This is a genomic window from Melghiribacillus thermohalophilus (assembly GCF_004342905.1).
In the GTDB taxonomy this organism is placed as follows: Bacteria; Bacillota; Bacilli; order Bacillales; family Alkalibacillaceae; genus Melghiribacillus; species Melghiribacillus thermohalophilus.
This window is the reverse complement of the sequence record NZ_SMAN01000006.1, coordinates 1-19,077: the sequence shown is the minus strand read 5'-3', so window position 1 is coordinate 19,077 and position 19,077 is coordinate 1. Positions and strand designations below refer to the sequence as shown.

At 40.1% G+C, this 19,077-nt stretch carries 17 protein-coding genes; 10 read left to right on the top strand and 7 right to left on the bottom strand.

The window, feature by feature from the left end:
• Positions 1–309: 309 nt before the first annotated feature.
• Together EDD68_RS06285 and EDD68_RS06280 are read right to left on the bottom strand one after the other, a co-directional pair.
• The gene (locus EDD68_RS06285) at positions 310–1,215 is read right to left on the bottom strand and encodes an aminoglycoside phosphotransferase family protein (protein ID WP_132371403.1); all 906 of its coding nucleotides are present in this window, start codon (positions 1,213–1,215) and stop codon (positions 310–312) included.
• Positions 1,212–1,646 (bottom strand): HIT family protein, encoded by a 435-nt coding sequence (locus tag EDD68_RS06280; protein ID WP_132371402.1) that lies wholly within the window; start codon positions 1,644–1,646, stop codon positions 1,212–1,214. Before EDD68_RS06280 ends, EDD68_RS06285 begins: the two co-directional genes overlap by 4 nt.
• A gap of 231 nt (positions 1,647–1,877) precedes the next feature.
• On the opposite strand from EDD68_RS06280, the gene EDD68_RS06275 reads away from it, so the two are divergent.
• On the top strand, positions 1,878–2,462 hold the full coding sequence (locus tag EDD68_RS06275) for a hypothetical protein (protein ID WP_132371401.1): 585 nt from the start codon (positions 1,878–1,880) through the stop codon (positions 2,460–2,462).
• A gap of 94 nt (positions 2,463–2,556) precedes the next feature.
• Here the strand turns inward: EDD68_RS06275 and EDD68_RS06270 are convergent, their stop codons facing one another.
• The 3 genes from EDD68_RS06270 to EDD68_RS06260 form a co-directional block, all read right to left on the bottom strand.
• A complete protein-coding gene (locus EDD68_RS06270; RefSeq protein ID WP_165902082.1) occupies positions 2,557–3,351 on the bottom strand; it encodes a cytochrome c oxidase assembly protein in 795 nt (264 codons plus the stop codon).
• 88 nt (positions 3,352–3,439) lie between these two features.
• Entirely contained in the window at positions 3,440–4,510 is a 1,071-nt protein-coding gene (locus EDD68_RS06265) for a C45 family autoproteolytic acyltransferase/hydrolase (RefSeq protein WP_243646771.1), read from the bottom strand.
• A gap of 2 nt (positions 4,511–4,512) precedes the next feature.
• Positions 4,513–4,974 carry a hypothetical protein gene (locus tag EDD68_RS06260; RefSeq protein ID WP_207902547.1) on the bottom strand — a complete coding sequence of 154 codons (462 nt, stop codon included), beginning with the start codon at positions 4,972–4,974 and terminating at the stop codon, positions 4,513–4,515.
• Positions 4,975–5,389: 415 nt separating this feature from the next.
• On the opposite strand from EDD68_RS06260, the gene EDD68_RS06255 reads away from it, so the two are divergent.
• Together EDD68_RS06255 and EDD68_RS06250 are read left to right on the top strand one after the other, a co-directional pair.
• Positions 5,390–6,265, top strand: coding sequence for an ATP-binding protein (locus EDD68_RS06255; protein WP_132371398.1), 876 nt, complete (start codon positions 5,390–5,392; stop codon positions 6,263–6,265).
• 12 nt (positions 6,266–6,277) lie between these two features.
• On the top strand, positions 6,278–8,206 hold the full coding sequence (locus tag EDD68_RS06250) for a vWA domain-containing protein (RefSeq protein WP_243646770.1): 1,929 nt from the start codon (positions 6,278–6,280) through the stop codon (positions 8,204–8,206).
• Between the two features lie 240 nt (positions 8,207–8,446).
• Here EDD68_RS06250 and EDD68_RS06245 read toward each other — a convergent pair whose 3' ends face one another.
• Positions 8,447–8,758 carry a hypothetical protein gene (locus tag EDD68_RS06245; protein ID WP_132371396.1) on the bottom strand — a complete coding sequence of 104 codons (312 nt, stop codon included), beginning with the start codon at positions 8,756–8,758 and terminating at the stop codon, positions 8,447–8,449.
• Between the two features lie 541 nt (positions 8,759–9,299).
• Here EDD68_RS06245 and EDD68_RS06240 point away from each other — a divergent pair.
• From EDD68_RS06240 to istB, 7 genes are all read left to right on the top strand, one after another.
• A complete protein-coding gene (locus tag EDD68_RS06240) occupies positions 9,300–11,465 on the top strand; it encodes a hypothetical protein (RefSeq protein ID WP_132371395.1) in 2,166 nt (721 codons plus the stop codon).
• The gene (locus tag EDD68_RS06235; protein ID WP_132371394.1) at positions 11,462–12,328 is read left to right on the top strand and encodes an ABC transporter ATP-binding protein; all 867 of its coding nucleotides are present in this window, start codon (positions 11,462–11,464) and stop codon (positions 12,326–12,328) included. Before EDD68_RS06240 ends, EDD68_RS06235 begins: the two co-directional genes overlap by 4 nt.
• 35 nt (positions 12,329–12,363) lie before the next feature.
• Positions 12,364–12,957, top strand: a complete 594-nt coding sequence (locus tag EDD68_RS06230; RefSeq protein WP_165902081.1) for a hypothetical protein — start codon at positions 12,364–12,366, stop codon at positions 12,955–12,957.
• Positions 12,958–13,471: 514 nt separating this feature from the next.
• Positions 13,472–14,371 (top strand): ABC transporter ATP-binding protein, encoded by a 900-nt coding sequence (locus EDD68_RS06225; RefSeq protein WP_132371392.1) that lies wholly within the window; start codon positions 13,472–13,474, stop codon positions 14,369–14,371.
• Positions 14,358–15,566, top strand: a complete 1,209-nt coding sequence (locus tag EDD68_RS06220) for an ABC transporter permease (protein ID WP_165902080.1) — start codon at positions 14,358–14,360, stop codon at positions 15,564–15,566. Before EDD68_RS06225 ends, EDD68_RS06220 begins: the two co-directional genes overlap by 14 nt.
• A gap of 146 nt (positions 15,567–15,712) precedes the next feature.
• Positions 15,713–17,158: an IS21 family transposase gene (istA, locus tag EDD68_RS06215; protein ID WP_132371390.1), complete on the top strand. Its 1,446-nt coding sequence runs from the start codon at positions 15,713–15,715 to the stop codon at positions 17,156–17,158.
• Positions 17,159–17,174: 16 nt separating this feature from the next.
• A complete protein-coding gene (gene istB / locus EDD68_RS06210; protein ID WP_132371482.1) occupies positions 17,175–17,879 on the top strand; it encodes an IS21-like element helper ATPase IstB in 705 nt (234 codons plus the stop codon).
• A 434-nt stretch (positions 17,880–18,313) separates the two neighbouring features.
• Here the strand turns inward: istB and EDD68_RS06205 are convergent.
• A partial coding sequence (locus tag EDD68_RS06205; protein WP_132371389.1) for an IS3 family transposase occupies positions 18,314–19,077 on the bottom strand: 764 nt, incomplete at its 5' end.

The following is a 19,077-nucleotide window of genomic DNA, read 5'->3' as shown; positions in this document are numbered from 1 at the left end:
AAACAGTTTTCTATACACGGATAAAGATCATTCACCCGTTAGCGAGGTTGTATGGTGCTCCTGTATAGATTTGTTCCATCGGAATGAGTGGTCCTCTTACCATTCATCAGAAAATTTGATGCCTGCCATATTTAGGTTAACAGATTACTGAAATAGCTCACAATACACATGCCAGCACAACAGCCCCACATAGATCATAAACAAAATTACAGGTATTGGTATTCGCCTCATATGTCTCTCCTATCCCGTTCGGATCCTCTTTTCTCACTCATATGCATGGGGACGGGCTGTCATTCCTTATAATTGGTGTCATTTACAGGACATGATATGTTTAAAAACATCAATAGTTTTAAAAAAGGTTTCGTTATAGTTACCGTTCTCCTGAACTGTCCAGGCAGTTGCGAGGACCGAATGGGCAAATCCCCACAGAGCGATTTTTCGACTGTCAAGGTTCAATCTTTCCGAAAAAATCTCGATTCTTTTTCGGATAGTAAGCGTTTTATGATTCTCAGGCAATTGATTCAGCAAAAACTGAATAACATCATACTCCCTGTCTCCTATCAATCCTTTGGGATCAATGGCTATCCACTGTTCTTCACCTGCTTTTAACATATTGTAATGATGCAGGTCGCCATGAAGCAAATAGGGATTTCCCATGATTTGATTCATGGATTTAAAAACATCCAGGGCTTCCTCAAGGGTTTGGCCATTTATAGGGCCGATGCCATCCGGATAGTTTCTGTATAGATCAGCTAAACTTTTTTCCCTTTTCTTCGTTGTTGGGAGATCACATGTTTTTGAAGCCGGCTTCCATAACCTTCTCATCAGGTCAGCAGCAATTTGTGTGGCCTCCATATCATCCTCCAGCAAGGCAAGTGGAGTTCCCGGTGTGATGCGTTCCATCAGGATCATTCCCTCATTCGGATCACCATCAATGACCTGAACCATCCCATTTCCTTTGAAAAGGGACAGCGCCTTTACACTGGTTTTAAAATCTTCATCGGGGAATCCCAGTTTGAGAACATACTCATTTCCATCCGTTCCCTTTGCTGGAGCAACAAAGTTGTAGGACAATTCAAAAGGGTCCATTACTTTTAGCTGCCAGCGTTTTTCACATTCGCGAATCCGTTCAGGAAGCCGCTTCAGCCACCTTTTCCCTTCCTCTTTATGTACATGTTCAATGTTTTGAATCCATTGATCCGGCAATTGTATCATGTATTTGTTCTCCTGACTTGCTGGTTTGTCGGCATTTTTCTCTGATTTTGGGGACCTTTAAACAGGTAGCGGATCCCCTTTCCTGCCAGGGGCTCATCCTCATACCTTGGAATCACATGAAAGTGAGCATGGAAAATATGCTGCCCGGCGATCTCACCACAGTTCCAGCCCAGGTTATAGCCCTGCGGCAAATATGTTTCATCGATATATTTTTTAACTTCTTGAAGCAATGTATAGGTTGCCTGCCATTCTTCAGAGGTCAGATCAAAAGGAGTTTCCCGGTGCTTTTTCGGAACAATCACCCCGGCTCCTTCCAGCTGGGTTCCTTTTACCTGTGCCGACTTCAGCTGCAAAAACATACAATGGTCATTGCTTATGATCACTTTCTGATCTGCTTCCAGTTCTGGATGACAAAACACACAATCGTTCATCGTTTTACTCCCTCTCTACCTTTATTTGCTTTTGATAACAGCCATGAAAAAGAAGGTTATGATAGCACCTGCTGTATCCATGTTACCTGATGATCTTTCCAAGCTGATTCCTGGATAACAGTCAGTGTCACGGTATAAAATAGCCTTTGCTCAAAATCGGTTCGCTTGAATGATTGGCCGTGAAACCTTTTTCGATAAAGCACGTCAAATACAACAAAGGAGGGAACTCACGTGAATTCACATCTGCTCAAAAACAAAACCTTTATACGTGTTCTTACTTTACTCACTTTTTCTTATGTATTTTTCTTTGTCGATGTTTCATCCAGCTATGCCTGTTCATGCATCCCGCCTGGTTCAGTAGCGGAAGAGCTTGAAAAAAGTGCTGCGGTGTTCAGAGGCAAAGTATTGCAAAAAGAAGTTCAAAACCAGAACGATTCCACTCCTGTTGCCGTTCAGCTAGAGGTAAAAGAATCCTGGAAAGGGACCAATCAAGCGAATGTTGTCGTTTATACTGCCCTTCACTCAGCTGCATGCGGGTATGAATTTGAAGTCAATAAAGAGTATATCATATACGCATATGAACAAAACGGTAAATGGCATGTGACACTCTGCTCAAGAACAGCACCCGTCGAATCTGCAGCAGAAGATATCAAAAAATTAAATGAATACATGTCAAAAAACGATCCCACGGGTAAGGATATTGCCGATCAGCGTCCTCTGGATCAAAAGGAATCTGATTCCCCGCTATGGCTTTTTGCCGGACTGACAACCCTTGCAGGAACAGCTTTCTTTTTCACTATGCGTTTGAAACAATGAAGAGAAGAGGCCGGGACAACACTGCAATTGTTGGCCAACTGGGTCAACACGACTAAAAATAGTTTGGGTATGTCTTTTTGAATCGTGACAACCCTCACTTCTTTTTCTGAAAGATTCCAGGATTATTTATGAAAAAATGGCCTGATTCTTTTCTGCGAAATCTGCTGACCGTCATCATACTCCCTTTATGAAAGCCAATCATCAAAAAGGCAGCAAGCGCCTGATCCCAGCGGGGAGGCAAAATAAAACTATCCAGATCAGCCATGCTCATTCCCGGCGATATGCAGTATTCAAAATTGCTCATGGATACCATCGATTGGACAGGGGTAAAAAGGGCATCAGCGAGAAGAAATGTACAGGCGGGTATGAGTGCCATCATACTTCCCATCTTATATTTCTTCCACTTTTCCACCGAAAGGGTCTTTTGACATAGTGGCCGCCACCAGTCCAGGGCCAGGCCAAACATGATCAGATACAACGTGTTCGGAGAGAGGTTGAGTATCTGGAGTACGGCTATCCCCGCTGGAAGGTGAATCATGGTAAATAACAGGGTAAACATCACCAGGGAGTATGCGGAGGTCCGGCGCATAAATGACGACAAAAAGGAAGCTTTCACACCCGAAAGACCGAACAGGATCAGCGGAGGAATTATAAAAAATAGAAAACTTAGATCCAGCATGTGAAACGTATAAAAAAATGGATACCATTCGGCTAAAGGAAAAGTGAGCTGGAAATAAATCAGAAGCGATCCGATCAGTAAAAAAACGGTCCGGAACCCCATCGTCTTTTGATCCCTGGACTTCCAGACCAACACCAAAAACAGGAGCCAGTTTGCGCTCATCATTCGTAAAATGTGAAAACGCCGCTGCAATGCGCTCACCTTTTTCAAGATGTTATACATACTCGATTGTATGACAGATACATCCACAGGATTCCTGACAGCCAGTACTGGTTTTAGAAAAAAGAAATGGTCTCTCTTACTCCTCCTCCGATTGTATTTGTCCTGTCATGGACTGTATCCCTGTATCCTTCCCGAGAACCCACTCCTGAAAATTCATTTTCAGCACGTCTTTGCTCTGAGCGACAGCTGTATAAATAGCTGCCTGATCAAATACGTACATGAATGTATGCAGCGTCCCAAACAATTCATCATAATCAGTAAAAAAGAATGGCGAAGATTGATCCTTAAAAAGATGAAAAGCTTTTTCGGGTGACATCGGTTGTTTTTTAATGTCGGACAAAATGTTTTCCCGTTTTAATGATCCCTCAATCATCGGACGGTTTTTCTTTTGCATAGATGGGTCCCGGAAGTGATTAACACATGAGAGAAAAGAAGGATCCTGATGCACGGTGATTTCTTCTGGGCTCGCCTCCACAACAACGAGATTTCCCTTCTCATCAGCCAGAGAAAAATTATAGCAGGCAGCATGCGGGATTTCCTTCAGCAATTGAACGGCATCATCAACTGTTGAACAACAATCAAGCACCATTCGGACCGCTGTCCAGGAAGAGACACCTGGCCTGTATCCTTCTAAACTGACAAAATGCAGGCCGGCAGTCAGTCCCTTTTCATTGACACCATCATGCCTTCCCAGTACCTGCAGGCTGTAGCCGGCCGTAGCCAGTGCCTGTCTGGACTGATGCAACACGAATAATCCGTCATAAAACTCAGGAGAAAAATCATAGTTTCGCACATAATACCGATCCGTCATCAGCGCCGTACATCCAAGGGCTTTCAATTTCGGTACATCATAACCGCTGAACAAGGCTGCTGCCCGGGAATAAGGAATTTGCAGTTCTTCAGCGATTCCCTTCATTTCATCGATCAAGTGTGGGGCAACAGAAGAAAGCATCTTTTCCATTTCTTCTGTGTCAATCTGTGGCCTGGTCATTGTTTCGAGCAATTGCAGCACGTCATGATTCTTTACGATTGCTCCAATTGCACGTCCCGCTTCAAAGGAATTCTTACGCCTTACCTGTACAACATCCACTTTAAAATTTGACACGATATCAATCACTTCCTTTATAGTTAAACGGAAATCTTTCACAATTAGCTTCTTCCCGAATCTCTAATTAGTTGGATAATGAACCCCACAATGGAACAGCCAATCAGCAATAAGACAAATAGAAGATGGAAATGGCCATATGCCGGATCAAAATAAGAAGCACCTGCCGGCCAGCCATTGATGATCACTGTCATCAGTATTGCAAGCAATGCGGAAAACAGCACTGGATACTGCGGTTTACTGAACCCCGAAACTTCTTTTAAAAGAACGTAACCGGCGATCCAGACCATGGCTGTGGAAAGAATCACACTGACAGCAAACAGGATTTCAGGAAAATAAAGTTTGGGTGTCAGCTTGAAATGCATTGCCCAGAACCAGCTAACCAAAAACATCGCTAGAATGAGGATGTTTCCAAAAAACCACATGAACTTTCTCAAAGCTAAAAATAGAAACGGGCTTAAGATCATCGTGAAAAACGTCAGCAAATAAATGCCATTCTCTAACATCAGCATCACCCCAACAGGATTCTTTTCCGTTCTTTGTAACACCTCAGCAGTGCGATGACTTTACCCCTGTTTCACATTACCTATCATACTGAGTCGGTTGTTCCATTATCTCGGCCCTTGAAGATGGGTTTGTGTCTGAACGCCATACTTTGTCATTTTTGTTTTCATTCCCTCCATTTCATTTACACCTTTCTATACGATATTCGATTGAACCCATCTTTTTCCTGCCTCTTTAAAAGGCATTTCATCCAGTATTCAAAACGACTTATTTTAACCCGGGAAGTTTCCATGCTAATATAAACCATGACACCTATAAATTAGACGGAATCATTTTGGAAAAAGTTTCAAATGACCATCATGCATCATCTGTCCATACTAGATCAAACCTGCAGCACAAAAGGAGAGTGTCAGACCATTGAACCTTTATCATTCATTGCCAGAAGAAATCCAATCCCTCATTGATCGACATAAAAACCAGTCCCGAACCGATTTTGAAGACCGAATCGGTAAGCCCGGTTACATTCCGAATCAACCAGATGTCATCATAGATGTCATCGCAGCCCTTGCCCACGGCAAAAATGTGCTGTTAAAAGGTCCAACAGGAGCAGGGAAAACAAAACTTGCCGAAACCCTGTCCTATTTGTTCCACCAGCCTCTGTTCAGCGTCAACTGTTCCGTTGATTTAGATGCGGAAAGTTTTCTCGGGTTCAAAACCCTCGATTATCAAGAGGGGAAACAGGTGATTGACTTTGTGCCGGGTCCCCTCGTTCAGGCGATGAAATATGGGCATTTTCTATATATTGATGAAATCAATATGGCTAAACCCGAAACCCTTCCCCTGATCAATGGTGTGCTTGACTACCGCCGGACCATTACCAATCCCCTGACGAATGAGGTCATCCAGGCGAAAGAGGGATTTAATGTCATTGCAGCCATTAACGAAGGGTATATCGGCACAACCCGTTTAAATGAAGCACTAAAAAATCGCTTCATCGTCTTTGAGCTCTCTTATATCCAGGGGGAACAGCTGAAAACGCTCATTCAAAACACCACGAGCCTTAACGATGTAAAACAGATCAATGCCTTTGTTCAGCTGTCCGCTGACCTGGTAGAAGCAGCCAGACAGGGAAAAGTGGCAGAAGAGGCAGCCAGTATCCGGGCCCTGCTGGATGCCTGTGATTTAAGTTCGATAATCCCGCCCAAACGGGCCATCCTTCGCTCCATCATCGATAAACTGGAAGAAGACCGGGAAAAAGAAGTCGTTCGAAACCTTGCCGAAACCTTGTTCTAAGGGGGGAATGTGGTGAAATTTAAAGATACAGTTGTGGATTCCAGACTTTTTTTGGCTCTGGAAGACCTCGTTGTCATCCTGTCCCGGCAGGCAGACCTGCGTTTTGATTTTCAGTATGGTTCATTTATTGATATGAAGAAACGTACAGTAACAGCCAGCAGTTTCTGGCATCACTACCCAGAACACATCCGGAAAGCCGGATATCAATCGGATGTGATTCTAAGAATTCTCGGAACCCTTCATCATACATCCCTGAAGGAATGGTTCGATTTTAAACAGACCGTCAACCGGTCACCTTTGAAAAATTTTCTAATCCAGCTATTTACCATGTTTGAAGATATGCGGATCGAAGAACACATAAAAAAAGAACGTCCGGGTTCCCGTAAATGGTTTGACATACGAAGGCAAACATTCATCCGCTATTTTGAAACCCAGCTGAAAACGAACGTCACCCGGGGATACAAAACCGATGAACTTTTTTGTCTGATTTACTTAGCCGTAACGTCCACATCCCCGCTTCTGACCTTTCCAGGAGCCAGCACCGGGCAAATAGAGACGCTGAAAAGGCTTCAGCCATTGCTGCAGCTATTTTTCGATGCCCGCTCAACAGGCGATGTGGCGGACATTTGCCTGAGCATCGGTTCAAGATTAGGCGATGTGTATCCCGATTCCATGAATCGTTATTTTGTATTTCCAATTTTAATGGAAGACACGATCAGTCATGAAACCCTGATAGACGAACTCACTAGAGCCGATGCACTGGAACAGGATGATCAGGAAAACATAGATGAGGGTGAGGGATTTGAGGAAAAACTCCCTGCTTATCACAGAGAAAATGAACATGGAGAAGGAAAACAAAGTTTTTTGCGATATGAACTGGACAGGGGAATCCGTACGAACCTTATAGGTGACGGTGCAAGGGAAACCGAGGATGGAGATCAGGCCATGGCCAGTGTTCAGGGCAGCTCAGGGAAAAGTAATGAAACGGATTATACCAGCCTGGAAACCCTGGAGGAAAAGAAAAATGATTCCCCATCCGCTCCAAGCGCCAGATACGGAACTCAAAATATTCATGCGCATGCTCTGGAACATGAGGTTCAATCTCCTTCTTCTGAAGACCGCACGGCATATGACGAGTGCTTATCACGCATCCACCTGGAAAAACAAAGACTGTCCCGCACGATTGACAAAGCACTGGAACACAAACAAAACGCAACCCGGGAACATCTCCTGATGGGAAGATTATCAAAGAAACGCCTTCTTCCCCTTATTATTGAAAACGAATCCAGGATTTTTTATAAAAAGGACCTCGAAAGCAAAGAAATGGATGCCGTTTTTTCGCTACTGATTGACTGCTCCGCTTCTATGGCAGATAAGATGGAGGAAACCAAAAAAGCTGCCATTTTGTTTCACGAGGTACTAAAGGAGCTCGACATTCCCCATTCCGTTACAGGATTCTGGGAAGATGGCTTTGATGCAACTGAAAAGTACCAGCCCAACTACTTTCAACGGTTAATTCCCTTTGAACGGAGTCTGGAACGAAAAAAAGGACCGGAGATCATGCAGCTCGAACCCCGGGAAGATAATCGGGATGGATTCAGTATCCGGGTCACAGCCGAACAATTGATGCATCGTGACGAAAACCAAAAATTCCTGCTTGTATTTACCGACGGCGAACCCTCAGCTTTCAACTACCAGGATAACGGGATGATGGACACCAGAGAAGCCGTCCTCGCCGCACGAAAACAGGGAATTGAAGTAATCGGAATTTTTTTATCCGATGCGCCAATTGAGGAATACGAAGCTCAATTAATGGAGAACATTTATGGGAAACAGCATCTCCTGGTCCCTGACCTCTCCGAACTTCCAGATCGGTTTTCATCGGTTTTAAAAAGACTCCTTTTGAAGATGATTGAAGAAACACTCGAGGCGTCCCGGTGATTTCTTGAAAATCATCCAGGAGGCTTGCCTGACCGGCAGGGGGGGCGGGGCAGCTTGAATGACCGGGCACGGATGATGGACCATAAAGCCCTCCCTTTTAAAGACCTACATTTAATTAATGCTTTCTTACCTCAAAAAAGTGGCCGACTCAGCCACTTTTTTGATTAAGGAAAAAACGCTGAATATCAGGGGATGTCCATCAGCTTTCCTTTTACGTATCCTGTACCAGGAAGTTCCCCACTATTCTTCCTGTAAAAACCTGATCAATTCTTCAAAATCATACGATCTGAAGACTTCTTTTTCTGTATCAAAAACCAAAAAGGCAGGTGCTTTCTGAACATTTAACGCTGAATCATCTCTATTGAATAATTCCAGTGAATGTTCGTTAATGATGGTCGTAACCCTTTTATTTATATCGTAATTTTCCAGCGCTTGAAAATCTATGCTCTGCTCATGTCCGACGATCACTAAACTATAGGAGCCTTCTTCTTTTGATAAAAAGCGACTATAAGGTTCTTGCTGAAGAGTAGAACATCCCGTGATGATCAACATCATGGATAACAGCAACAAGATTCCTTTTTTTATTTACATCACCCCCTGATAAGATCATTCATCCTTTATTTTATTATAATGAACTAACATGCCAGATACCACAATCAAAGACAGGTCCATTGATGAGGTTCGGGTTCTTCTAATCTGCTATTTTGTTCGTCTTCTGCTAAAATCAAAACATGTCCAACTGAACGATAATCGCTATCAAAAGTTTTCATCATAATTTACAAACAAAATGTAATCTTGATTTCATTCAGATTCTATATAGAGTGGATCTATTAAAGGTAAAATCATTTTTCTGAATGATTTACTGATAGTTCTTTTAAACCCACATTCCACCCTACATGTATCATATACCCGTTTTTGTAAAAACATTAAAAAAGTTGTTAAAATATGTTATTATCAAGTAGATAAATTCATCTTCTCGTTTTATGACTAGACTGGTCTACATTAGAAACCTTTGCTTGATTCTTCTCTATCATCAAATTCAAAGAATAAGTCGATAAGATCTGTAAAATTAGATACGACAGGGTTAGGGATGATGTCTAAGAGAGTAATCTTCCTGATAACGATTTTCTCTATGAAAGGCTGTATGGAACAACCAGAGGTGATCGGCTTGCAAATTTTTAGTGTTATGCGTACATTGTGGAGAGTGGTTAGCCGTAATATTTTGTTCTGGGTTACGTTTGTTGTGTTATTGATTTATAATTCACTGGGATTTCTATATTCTGCATCAGCAGAAAACTATATGCCAGGATACGCGCTTACGGGTAACAGTTACTCGGTGCAGGGCGGAATATTGGCTTTTTTGTTTTTGGGAATTTTGTTTGTAAGGATTGAAGAAAAACACAGCCTTCATGAACTTTACGTTTCGATGCAACGGGGGCTGTTCTATCAGATCGCCGGCAAGTTGGCATTTGCTGTGTTATTCATTATTGTGGTGTTTACATCGGTATACATCATGTATGCCATCATATTTATACAGAGCGGATTAACCGATTTCCGTTTCTATATGGATGCCTATTTTTATATGTTGCTGTATTGGGGATTAACGTTTTTTATTAGTCTGTTATTGGGTATTTTGCTGGCAACCATATTTAAAGGAAAAATCGTCTACCCAATCCTATTCTTGATTTGGCCGCTGATTGGACCGATTAATAAAATGGTTTTCCTGCAAATTGGTTTAGACCCATTTTTGGATTCTAGTATGCTTGCCGCCGCTTTAAACCTAGGCGAATTTAACCCAAATTCACCTTTCAATGCTTTATATGGTTTCTCTCTGGAACCTTACCACTGGGTGAAAAGATGGATCTGGATCGCTGCTGTGTCTTCATTGATTTTGCTGGTTCTCGCCATAAAACATTACATTAAATGGTTAATAGGATCGGGGATCATGGCCGTCTCCATCATACCTGCCTATCTGTTTTTAAACAGTTCTCCATTTGTCATGGCAAATAACGGTACCTTTTATGACCGTTCTGCTTATGAAACCAGCTACTATCAGAACCATGAAGAATATGACGTATTCCAGCAACATATACGGTTAGAAAACTACGATATTTTACTAGATATCGATCAGAAACTTCAGGCAGATGTAACAGTTGAACTTTTAAATAAAGGGGAACAACCATTACATCAAGCTAATTTAACACTTTATCGGCAATTTCGTATAAACGACATTCGAGCTGACGGAAAATCCCTTGATTTTAGGCAGCGAGGAGATCAGGTAAACATTCAGTTCCCTAAAAAACTTTTATCAAACGAAAAGATGACGATAACCTTTCGTTATGAAGGTGTATCTTCTCCGTTGTTTTTTGCCAATCGTCAGGCCATCTATCTGCCCTACTATTTTGCCTGGCTTCCAGGTACACACCAGGCACCTGCAATGGCGGACGTACGAAATGGAATCCATCGCATCACGCACCATAATGACAATCAAACAACATACAAATTACGATTCAATTCATCAGGTGAGCTATATACAAACTTGAATCAAACAGATGAGGGTATCTGGGAAAAGGAAACGAATGGAGTTACACTCATATCCGGTCAAATAAAACAGGCCCGGATCGGTGATATGAAAGTCGTTTATCCAGTAACCTGGGAACGGGCGGCACAGGGGGTGCCGGCTTTCATACAATCCCTCAAGCAGCTCACAGAAAATATTCAACAAGACTTAGGCCTGGATGGAATAGACTTACCTTCAGAGTTTGTTTATGTACCTGTCTTATCTATCAGTGATGTATATACAAGTGAATATATGTGGATGGGACATGATCATTTGATTTTAAATGAATTACCCTATTTGACGCCTTCAGAAAATTTATTACTGAGAAAGTTTCCGCCACTAACGACAAAGGTCATTTCTGCGTTGACATGGAAGCAAAAACAGATTAAACCTGAAAATTTCGATTTTGTCCATGCATTTGATTTAGTATACACACATGCTTATCATCAAAAACACCGTTTAGAGAGCAGTCGCGGGACGTTAGGGTTATTACAGCAAATGATGAAAGAGAGTCCAAAAGATTCGGAGCAGTATAAAGCTCTTCGCACGATTGATTTAGGGATAAGAAAGCATGACAACCCACAATCTATTATTGATTTTACAAAAGAATGGTATCAGTTCATTGATCGTGAAGATTTCGACTGGAACCAGTTAAATACCCTGGCAGAAGATTATTTTGCAATGGAGGACCCGAGATGAGTGTCATTTCAATAGAACATTTAACAAAACAATTTAAGAAACATACAGCCTTACATGATTTATCTTTAACGATCAGGGGCACCTTTGGACTTTTGGGACCCAATGGAGCTGGAAAAACCACGCTCATGAAGATTTTAGCTACGATTCTAAAACCGACTTCCGGAAGAATTACGTATGAAGGTTTGGATTGGTCGTTGCATGAAATGAAGGTGAAACAGCTGATTGGTTATTTACCCCAGCATTTCTCAGCCTATCGTTCCTTAAACGTAAACGAATGTTTAGACCACATTGCGGTATTGAAAGGGATTAAAGATAAAAAGGAACGTCAATCTGTCATCCAGGATATTTTAAGCCAGGTGAACCTGTCCGAGCAATCTGCCGTCAAAATAAAACATTTATCAGGAGGTATGATGAGAAGGCTGGGAATTGCCCAGGCCCTGTTAGGAGACCCTAAAATCTTAATCGTCGATGAGCCAACAGCCGGGCTAGATGTAGAAGAACGGGCAAGATTTCGGCGAGTTTTAAAACGGCTTTCAAAAGATCGTATCATTATTCTGTCTACCCATATCGTCGAAGATATTGAAACGGTTTGTACGAATGCAGGTATCATAAATCATGGCAAATTCATTCAGCAGGGTTCTTTAAAAGATCTGATTCAATTGGCTGAAAATAAGGTATGGAAAAAGGTAATGAACGACAGCGAATTAGATACATTGGAAGAAAAACATATCATATCCATAAATATTCAAGAAGGGGAGCAGGTTGTCCGCTTTTTATCAGACGATCCTCCTGAACATTCGGAACCGTGTACACCTACACTGGAAGATGCATATCTTTATTTGATAAGGAATGATAAGCATTGAAACAGAACGTAAATATCCCATTGGAAATCAAGTCCATGAAAGGTGCATTTTTTCTTCCTATAGGCTTATTTCTTGTGATCATCATTCCGGTGCTTTTAGCAGAAAATTTTCAACCGTATCAGCTGCAGTTCTTTGAATTCTTATTTATACCGGCCGCTTGCTGGTGGCCCATATTCTTATTCTATGAGTATTATGAAGAAGGAAATCGTGACCTGTTATTTACATATCCTGTCCCATCTATATATCATGGTTTGCAACGTGTCTCTGTCTTTTTTGTGCTGTACCTGATATTGCTGCTGATCCTGATCATCGTGATGTTTATAAAGCTAAAGGAAGCTTCTTTTATAGCATTGCTAATACCATATGCTACTGAAGCAGTGTTTTTTGCCGGTTTAGGATTTTCTTTGACAACATTAACTAAAAATATCATCCTTCCCTTTATTTTCATTGGATTCTATGTATCTGGTGAATATTTTGCTAAGTCCCAACTGCCCTGGTACCATGCAATGTATTTTAACACCACCGTACCTACTTTGAACGACGTTCTCATAAAAAGCCTTTCGAATCTGGTTATAGGCATCATTCTATTTTACTCAGGCCAATATTTCTTAAACAGAAAGCAAACATGAATGGAATTTACCATTTTGACTTTTAATTAAATAGTATAAATCAGATACACTCGAACATAATATGACAAATAATAGTAAAACAAAGTGTCAGAGAGCTTCCCCGGCAGATCTTCGCCTGGAGCGGTATTCCACAGTCCGCCCTTGAACCTCGACGGCATCATGAACGATTCTCTGCTCTGTTGTTTCTTAATAGACTGTTTATTGAGCCAGTCCCAGTATTCATCCCTGTTTAGATATCTCTCACCTGATACCCATCCCTTCAATGTCCATGAGGACGGCACCCACCAGTCGGAAAACTGAATCCCGTTTGGAAACATGTGAATCACCCGTTTACAACGATATCCTGGTTGGGACCCACTACTGTGTTCGTTGTACGCAACCGGGAAGACAAACACGTTCCATCTTCATTTTTGATTTTTTCCTTTTTTGGAAAAAAGAAGGGGATGTAATTGATTAACCGGTATTTTTTCAACAAACAATGAAAATATCACTAGAAAACCCGGGGGGAGAAACCATGATCTTAAACGTTGAACGTATCAATAAATCATATGGAAAGGAGAATATACTTCAAAACATTACCTTTCAAATAGAAGAACCGACAATCATGGCTATAGTCGGTCCGAATGGTTCGGGTAAGACAACGCTGCTAAATATTATTACTAACCTTATTGAAGCTGACGATGGCGAAATAAGAATCCTAAATAAAAGCCATAAAGATCCGAATATTTTTCGCGAAATTTCCTACATGCAAGATTATTCCGTTCTCTATAACTATTTAACGGGGTACGATCATCTGCAATTTATCGGTGATATTCAAGGAATATCTAAACAACAAATTCTTTCAACTGCCCAGAGTATTGGAATTAAAAGTTATCTCAACAAAAAGGTTGGCAAGTATTCTTTGGGTATGAATCAGCATTTATTATTAACTATGGCTATTTTAAATAGACCTAAACTCTTAATATTAGATGAGCCATTCAATGGACTCGATCCAACAAGTGCTATCCGATTAAGGAATCTCCTTTTAGAACTTCATGACAAAGGTACGACGATTTTATTGTCTTCTCATAACTTATCAGAAATCGATCGAATCACGACTCACATTTTATTTTTAAAAGACGGACGATTCATTCAGGATGATTTATCTCAGTATGAAAATGATTGTTACATCCTGAAAACGGATCAACTCGAACAGGCTCAAGAAGTTTTGAAACAAATGGGCGTAACATTCCATCATATTGAAGATCATCAAATCTATTTCTTTCATCATCATATTCCAATACAAACTATTCTATTTGAGCTATTAAACCAACAAATAACGATCATTGATTTCGATAAAAAAATAATGGGTTCTGAATACCGTTATCAGGAGATTTTTGGACAAAAGGATGTCAGAGACAATGAAACTGGTTAAATTTGAGTTCAAAAAGATATGGAAGCAGAAAAAAATACTGTGGCTAATGCTCATTGTTTTTTTATCTACAACTTATTTATATTCTCATAATGTATCACAACAAGATGATATGGCCCATCGATTGTATGAAGCGACGGAACCATTACTTTTTCAGGTCAATCAAAAGGATAAAGAATTAGATGAAAAAAAAATCAATCATCAATTAGATGAAATAGGCTCAGAACAGTCAACCTATATTAAAAACATGAAAAATGCACTTTTTCAATGGAGGAGTGCGATCCATGCAGAAGAGTTTCATGATGTCCCTAATTTTGAACAAGAATTTCTAGAAAACCTAAAAGAATATATAAATACTGGTGGAGAATTTCAAGTATTAGACGGAATTGATTTAGAATATGCATTCATTAAAAATCAATGGATGATTAAACACGACTTAGCTATAGAAAACGAAGAAAATCCGATTTCACCACATTTATTTTTAAAAGATGTTAGCGATTGGTTATTCGGGATATCTGGAATTGTTTTGTTATTACTTATTTTTGGGAATATTTTATCCTCTGAAAGAGAACAAGAAACGTGGCGTACTTTGAAAACACAACCAATCTCTCAATCACAGATGATTCTAAGTAAATTTTCCGTTTTACTTTTTGTTTTATTTTTTTACATCATCATTGTTTTAGCAATTGGGGTTCTGTTGCCAATTTTGTTCAACGATCATCCATTTGAGTTTATCTATCCTCAAATGATGTTGTCAGAAGATGAAGTATTTGCTATATCAACGTTACATTATATCTTGTTCAAAATATTATTGTTTGTAGGAACAGGATTCATTTCATTCAGTCTCCTATTTCTATTTAGCACTTTGTTTAAACAAACCTTTAACAGTTTAATCGTTAGTCTTTTCACACTATTAATTGGCTATTATACGACTCATTTAGTATCAGCGATACAAACCCCATTGAATTTATTTCAACATTTACGATTCAACCAAACCATAATAGAAATCAATCAATCGCACGGGTGGACTTATCCTCTATTTGCATCTTTATGGACTTTGATTTTTTTAACAACAACACTGCTAATACCAGAAAGGAAAACCAAACCAATAAAAACGGAATCTAATATTAAGCCTTTTAATTCTGGCGATACGAATTCAAAAAGAGGAATTCTTTTAAATGTCATTATATTTGTTTAATGCAAAATAAAAGTACATAGTTTTGCAAGAAAAAAATACATAACCCTGCAATGATCATTTGGGTATAAAAAAAAGACTTGCCAGCCCCCTAAAATATCCTCTACTGTATTTGGTGTCGAATAACAATTCAGTGGAGGTAGAAAGGGATGCTGACAATGTCTGAAATTAATTCTATCAAATTTATTCGGAATCATAAATCATTTTCGATTAATAAAATTGCAAATACCTTTGGCATTAATTGGCGTACTGCAAAAAAGTACGCTGATAAAGATGAGATTCCTCGACAGAAAAAAATAATGAAGAAAGGAATGATGTATCAAGAAAAGTGGGGAGAAATCGTGTCCGATTGGTTAATGGAAGATCAAAAACTCCGCCGAAAACAAAGGCGAACCAAAAAGAAGATCTATGAGGATTTAAAAGCGATGGGATTCCCAGGGTCCTATCGGACCGTATGTTACTTTATTGAAGAATGGAAAGAGGGGAAGATAGCTGACGAAGAGACAAGCAGTAAAAATTATGAACGATTGCAGCACCCACCTGGGGAAGCACAGGTCGATTTTGGAAAAACGGAAGCTGTAAAAGACGGAAAGTATATCGATTCACACTGCTTAGTCATGACGTTACCATATAGCAATGCTGCCTTTTGTGTGGCACTGCCAGGTGAAAATCAGGAATGTTTCTTATACGGATTAAAGACATTATTTCATCAGTTGGGGGGAGTGCCTAGAAAGCTACGAATTGACAACTTAACGGCAGCTGTTATCCAAGCCAGGAGTCAATCGGGAGAGGCTCAATTTACACAAGAATTTCTGCAATTTGCGAACTTCTATGGATTTGAGGTTCAACCGTGCAATCCAAAAAGTGGTCATGAAAAGGGCAATGTGGAAAATAAAGTCGTGTATATCCGGTACAACTTTGTAACACCAGCACCTGTGGTGAAAAGCTACGAGCATTTAACAGAAATTTTGTCAGCAAAACTAACAAAGGATCGTGAACGAAAACATTATCAGAAACAGGTGCCTATTCAAGAATTGCTTCAGGAGGAGGAAAAGCATCTACTAGCTTTGCCTGAGGAAAATTATCCGGTATTCAAGGAGAAAATCGTAAAAGCCAATAAGTACGGAGAAATCACTTTAGATAAAACAAAAGTGTACATTCCAAGAGGATATAACTACGGACAACTGCATTTAGTACTGTATTGGAATCGATTCAAGGTTGTTTCTCCTAACGTAGAAATCCTGTACGAGGACGAACGTCCATATATGCACAGTAAACGCAATATTCCCTGGAAGTCTATTTTAAAAGACTGGGCTAGGAAGCCGAGATGTGTGACCTATTCAAGATACGCTCCTTATTTGCCTGGCCGTGTTTATCAATATATCAGTATCGAAAACTACCAACTGCGGAAAGATCGAATCAAGTGGTTGATTAGTTTATTGGCTAGCTACGATATGGAAGAGATCAATGAAAGGTTTTATGAACTGATTCAGGAACGGGAGTTCCAGCAGGTAGAGGATCACCCCTATGATGTGAACTGGGAGATATATGATCAACTTAATCACATAACAAAGGGGGAAGATTCTCTTGAGTGAGACAAATTTAAAGAAAATGTGTAAGTCGTTGCGTCTCGCCAATGTAGCTGAAATCTATGAAACCATTCCTTTTGAAAATACTACTCAATACCTTGAGGCCTTATTTCAGAAGGAGATTGAGCTTCGAGAGAAGGCGAAAGCCGAACGTTTAATTAAAAAGGCACGCTTTCTTTCTAAAAATGATCTAGACTCATTCCAATGGGGAGAGAAGATTCATTTTCCTCCCCACACCGATCCGAAGGACTTATGTGAACTGAACTTTATCTCACGCCGTAAAAATGTGATTTTATCCGGTTCTCCCGGAACCGGCAAGACTCACTTAGCAACTGGCTTAGGAAAAGAAGCCTGCCGAAAAGGCTATGAGGTGCGTTTCTATAGAGTTTGTGATTTAATCGATCAATTAGAGAAGGTATGGAAAGAAGGAAAACTACAAGCTTTTAGAAGCCGTTTTAAGAAGGTGGATGTAATCATACTAGACGAAATGGGATATATTCCATTTAGCAAGGAGGGGGCTGAGTTACTGTTTCAACTGATTTCAGACTGGTATGAGCAAAAGAGCCTCATTATTACATCCAATCTGGAGTTTAGCCAATGGAACAAGATATTCGTCGATCCTAGATTAACGGCAGCATTGGTAGATCGTGTCATTCATCATGCCCATGTATTAAGCTTTACGGGTGACAGTTACCGTGTGACACACGCATTATCTAAATCACAATAGAGTAAATATGGGCTGGCAAAGTTGTGTATTTTTCTTTGCAATTTTATGTACTTTTCTATTGCAAAATACAGAGTTGTTACTTCCCTTGAAAGTTTATACTCTTGTACAGTCAAATTATAAAAATATCGTGTATAGTTTCCTATTCCTACTTATATTATTTTTCGGAGTACTTGTTTTATTTACATGATCATGAAACTTCTGCCTTGAAAATTCGTTGATTCCAGCACGAAGTACTTCCGTTATATGAAATAAAGTGGACCCCATCGTCAAGACAACTTTTTTATAAATTTAAGGTGCATTGAGTTTTGCTCCTTCCCATCTTGCCAACCAAGCCTTTCATGTGGCAGGTTCTGTCAAGGGCGTATTCTCCCTTGACAGGTTCTGTCGCATGAAAGATAATTTCTCAAAGATGGGAAGGGCAATGACGAACCTGTTTAATTAAAATAAACTGATGATGGTGTTTTATAATCTAGCGATTGATGAGGGCGATTGTAATTATAAAAATCAATGTAATCTCTTATATTTATTCTAGCCTCCCTTGGACTTTCATAATCTTTTAGATATACTTCTTCGTACTTTATGTTGCGCCAAAAACGTTCTATGATAATATTGTCCAAAGCACGTCCTTTACTGTCCATGCTGATTTGAACTTCCTTAGAGTTTAGTAGATTGATATATTTGGGACTGGTAAAATGGCTGCCTTGATCACTATTAAAGATAACAGGTTTAGCTATAGAGAAGGCCCTTTGAACGGCATCTAGGATAAATCCAATGTCTAGGGATTGATCCAGCTCCCAGCTAATGACATAGCGGGAATACCAGTCAATAACCGCTGCTAAGTACATCCAGCTTCGTTGGAGTCGAATGTAGGTAATGTCAATGCTCCAAACGTGATTTGGATAGTTAATGTTCACTCCTTTCAGTAAATATGGATAAATTCGATGTTGTAGATTCCGTTTACTTAAATTTGGACCCGGATAAACAGCTTGAATCCCCATTTCTCGCATGTGACGTTGTACTCTTTTGCGATTGATATTCACTCCTTCTTGGTTTAGCAGTGCTGTTATCCTACGAGACCCATAAAATGGGTATTTTGTATAAATTTTGGCTCTCCCCAATGAAGTGTGCTGAAAATTGAAAAATGCAGAATCTTCCTCTATTGTTAATAGTAACCCAAACCAAAACCAATAGAAAGGAA

Excerpts from the sequence above, each read along its gene's own strand:
- EDD68_RS06235 (WP_132371394.1), top strand. The coding sequence starts at position 11,462 with ATGAGTGTCATTTCAATAGAACATTTAACAAAACAATTTAAGAAACAT.
- EDD68_RS06280 (WP_132371402.1), bottom strand. The coding sequence starts at position 1,646 with ATGAACGATTGTGTGTTTTGTCATCCAGAACTGGAAGCAGATCAGAAA.
- EDD68_RS06245 (WP_132371396.1), bottom strand. The coding sequence starts at position 8,758 with ATGTTGATCATCACGGGATGTTCTACTCTTCAGCAAGAACCTTATAGT.
- istB (WP_132371482.1), top strand. The coding sequence starts at position 17,175 with ATGTGTAAGTCGTTGCGTCTCGCCAATGTAGCTGAAATCTATGAAACC.
- EDD68_RS06240 (WP_132371395.1), top strand. The coding sequence starts at position 9,300 with ATGTCTAAGAGAGTAATCTTCCTGATAACGATTTTCTCTATGAAAGGC.
- istA (WP_132371390.1), top strand. The coding sequence starts at position 15,713 with ATGCTGACAATGTCTGAAATTAATTCTATCAAATTTATTCGGAATCAT.
- EDD68_RS06230 (WP_165902081.1), top strand. The coding sequence starts at position 12,364 with ATGAAAGGTGCATTTTTTCTTCCTATAGGCTTATTTCTTGTGATCATC.
- EDD68_RS06285 (WP_132371403.1), bottom strand. The coding sequence starts at position 1,215 with ATGATACAATTGCCGGATCAATGGATTCAAAACATTGAACATGTACAT.
- EDD68_RS06260 (WP_207902547.1), bottom strand. The coding sequence starts at position 4,974 with ATGTTAGAGAATGGCATTTATTTGCTGACGTTTTTCACGATGATCTTA.
- EDD68_RS06225 (WP_132371392.1), top strand. The coding sequence starts at position 13,472 with ATGATCTTAAACGTTGAACGTATCAATAAATCATATGGAAAGGAGAAT.
- EDD68_RS06220 (WP_165902080.1), top strand. The coding sequence starts at position 14,358 with ATGAAACTGGTTAAATTTGAGTTCAAAAAGATATGGAAGCAGAAAAAA.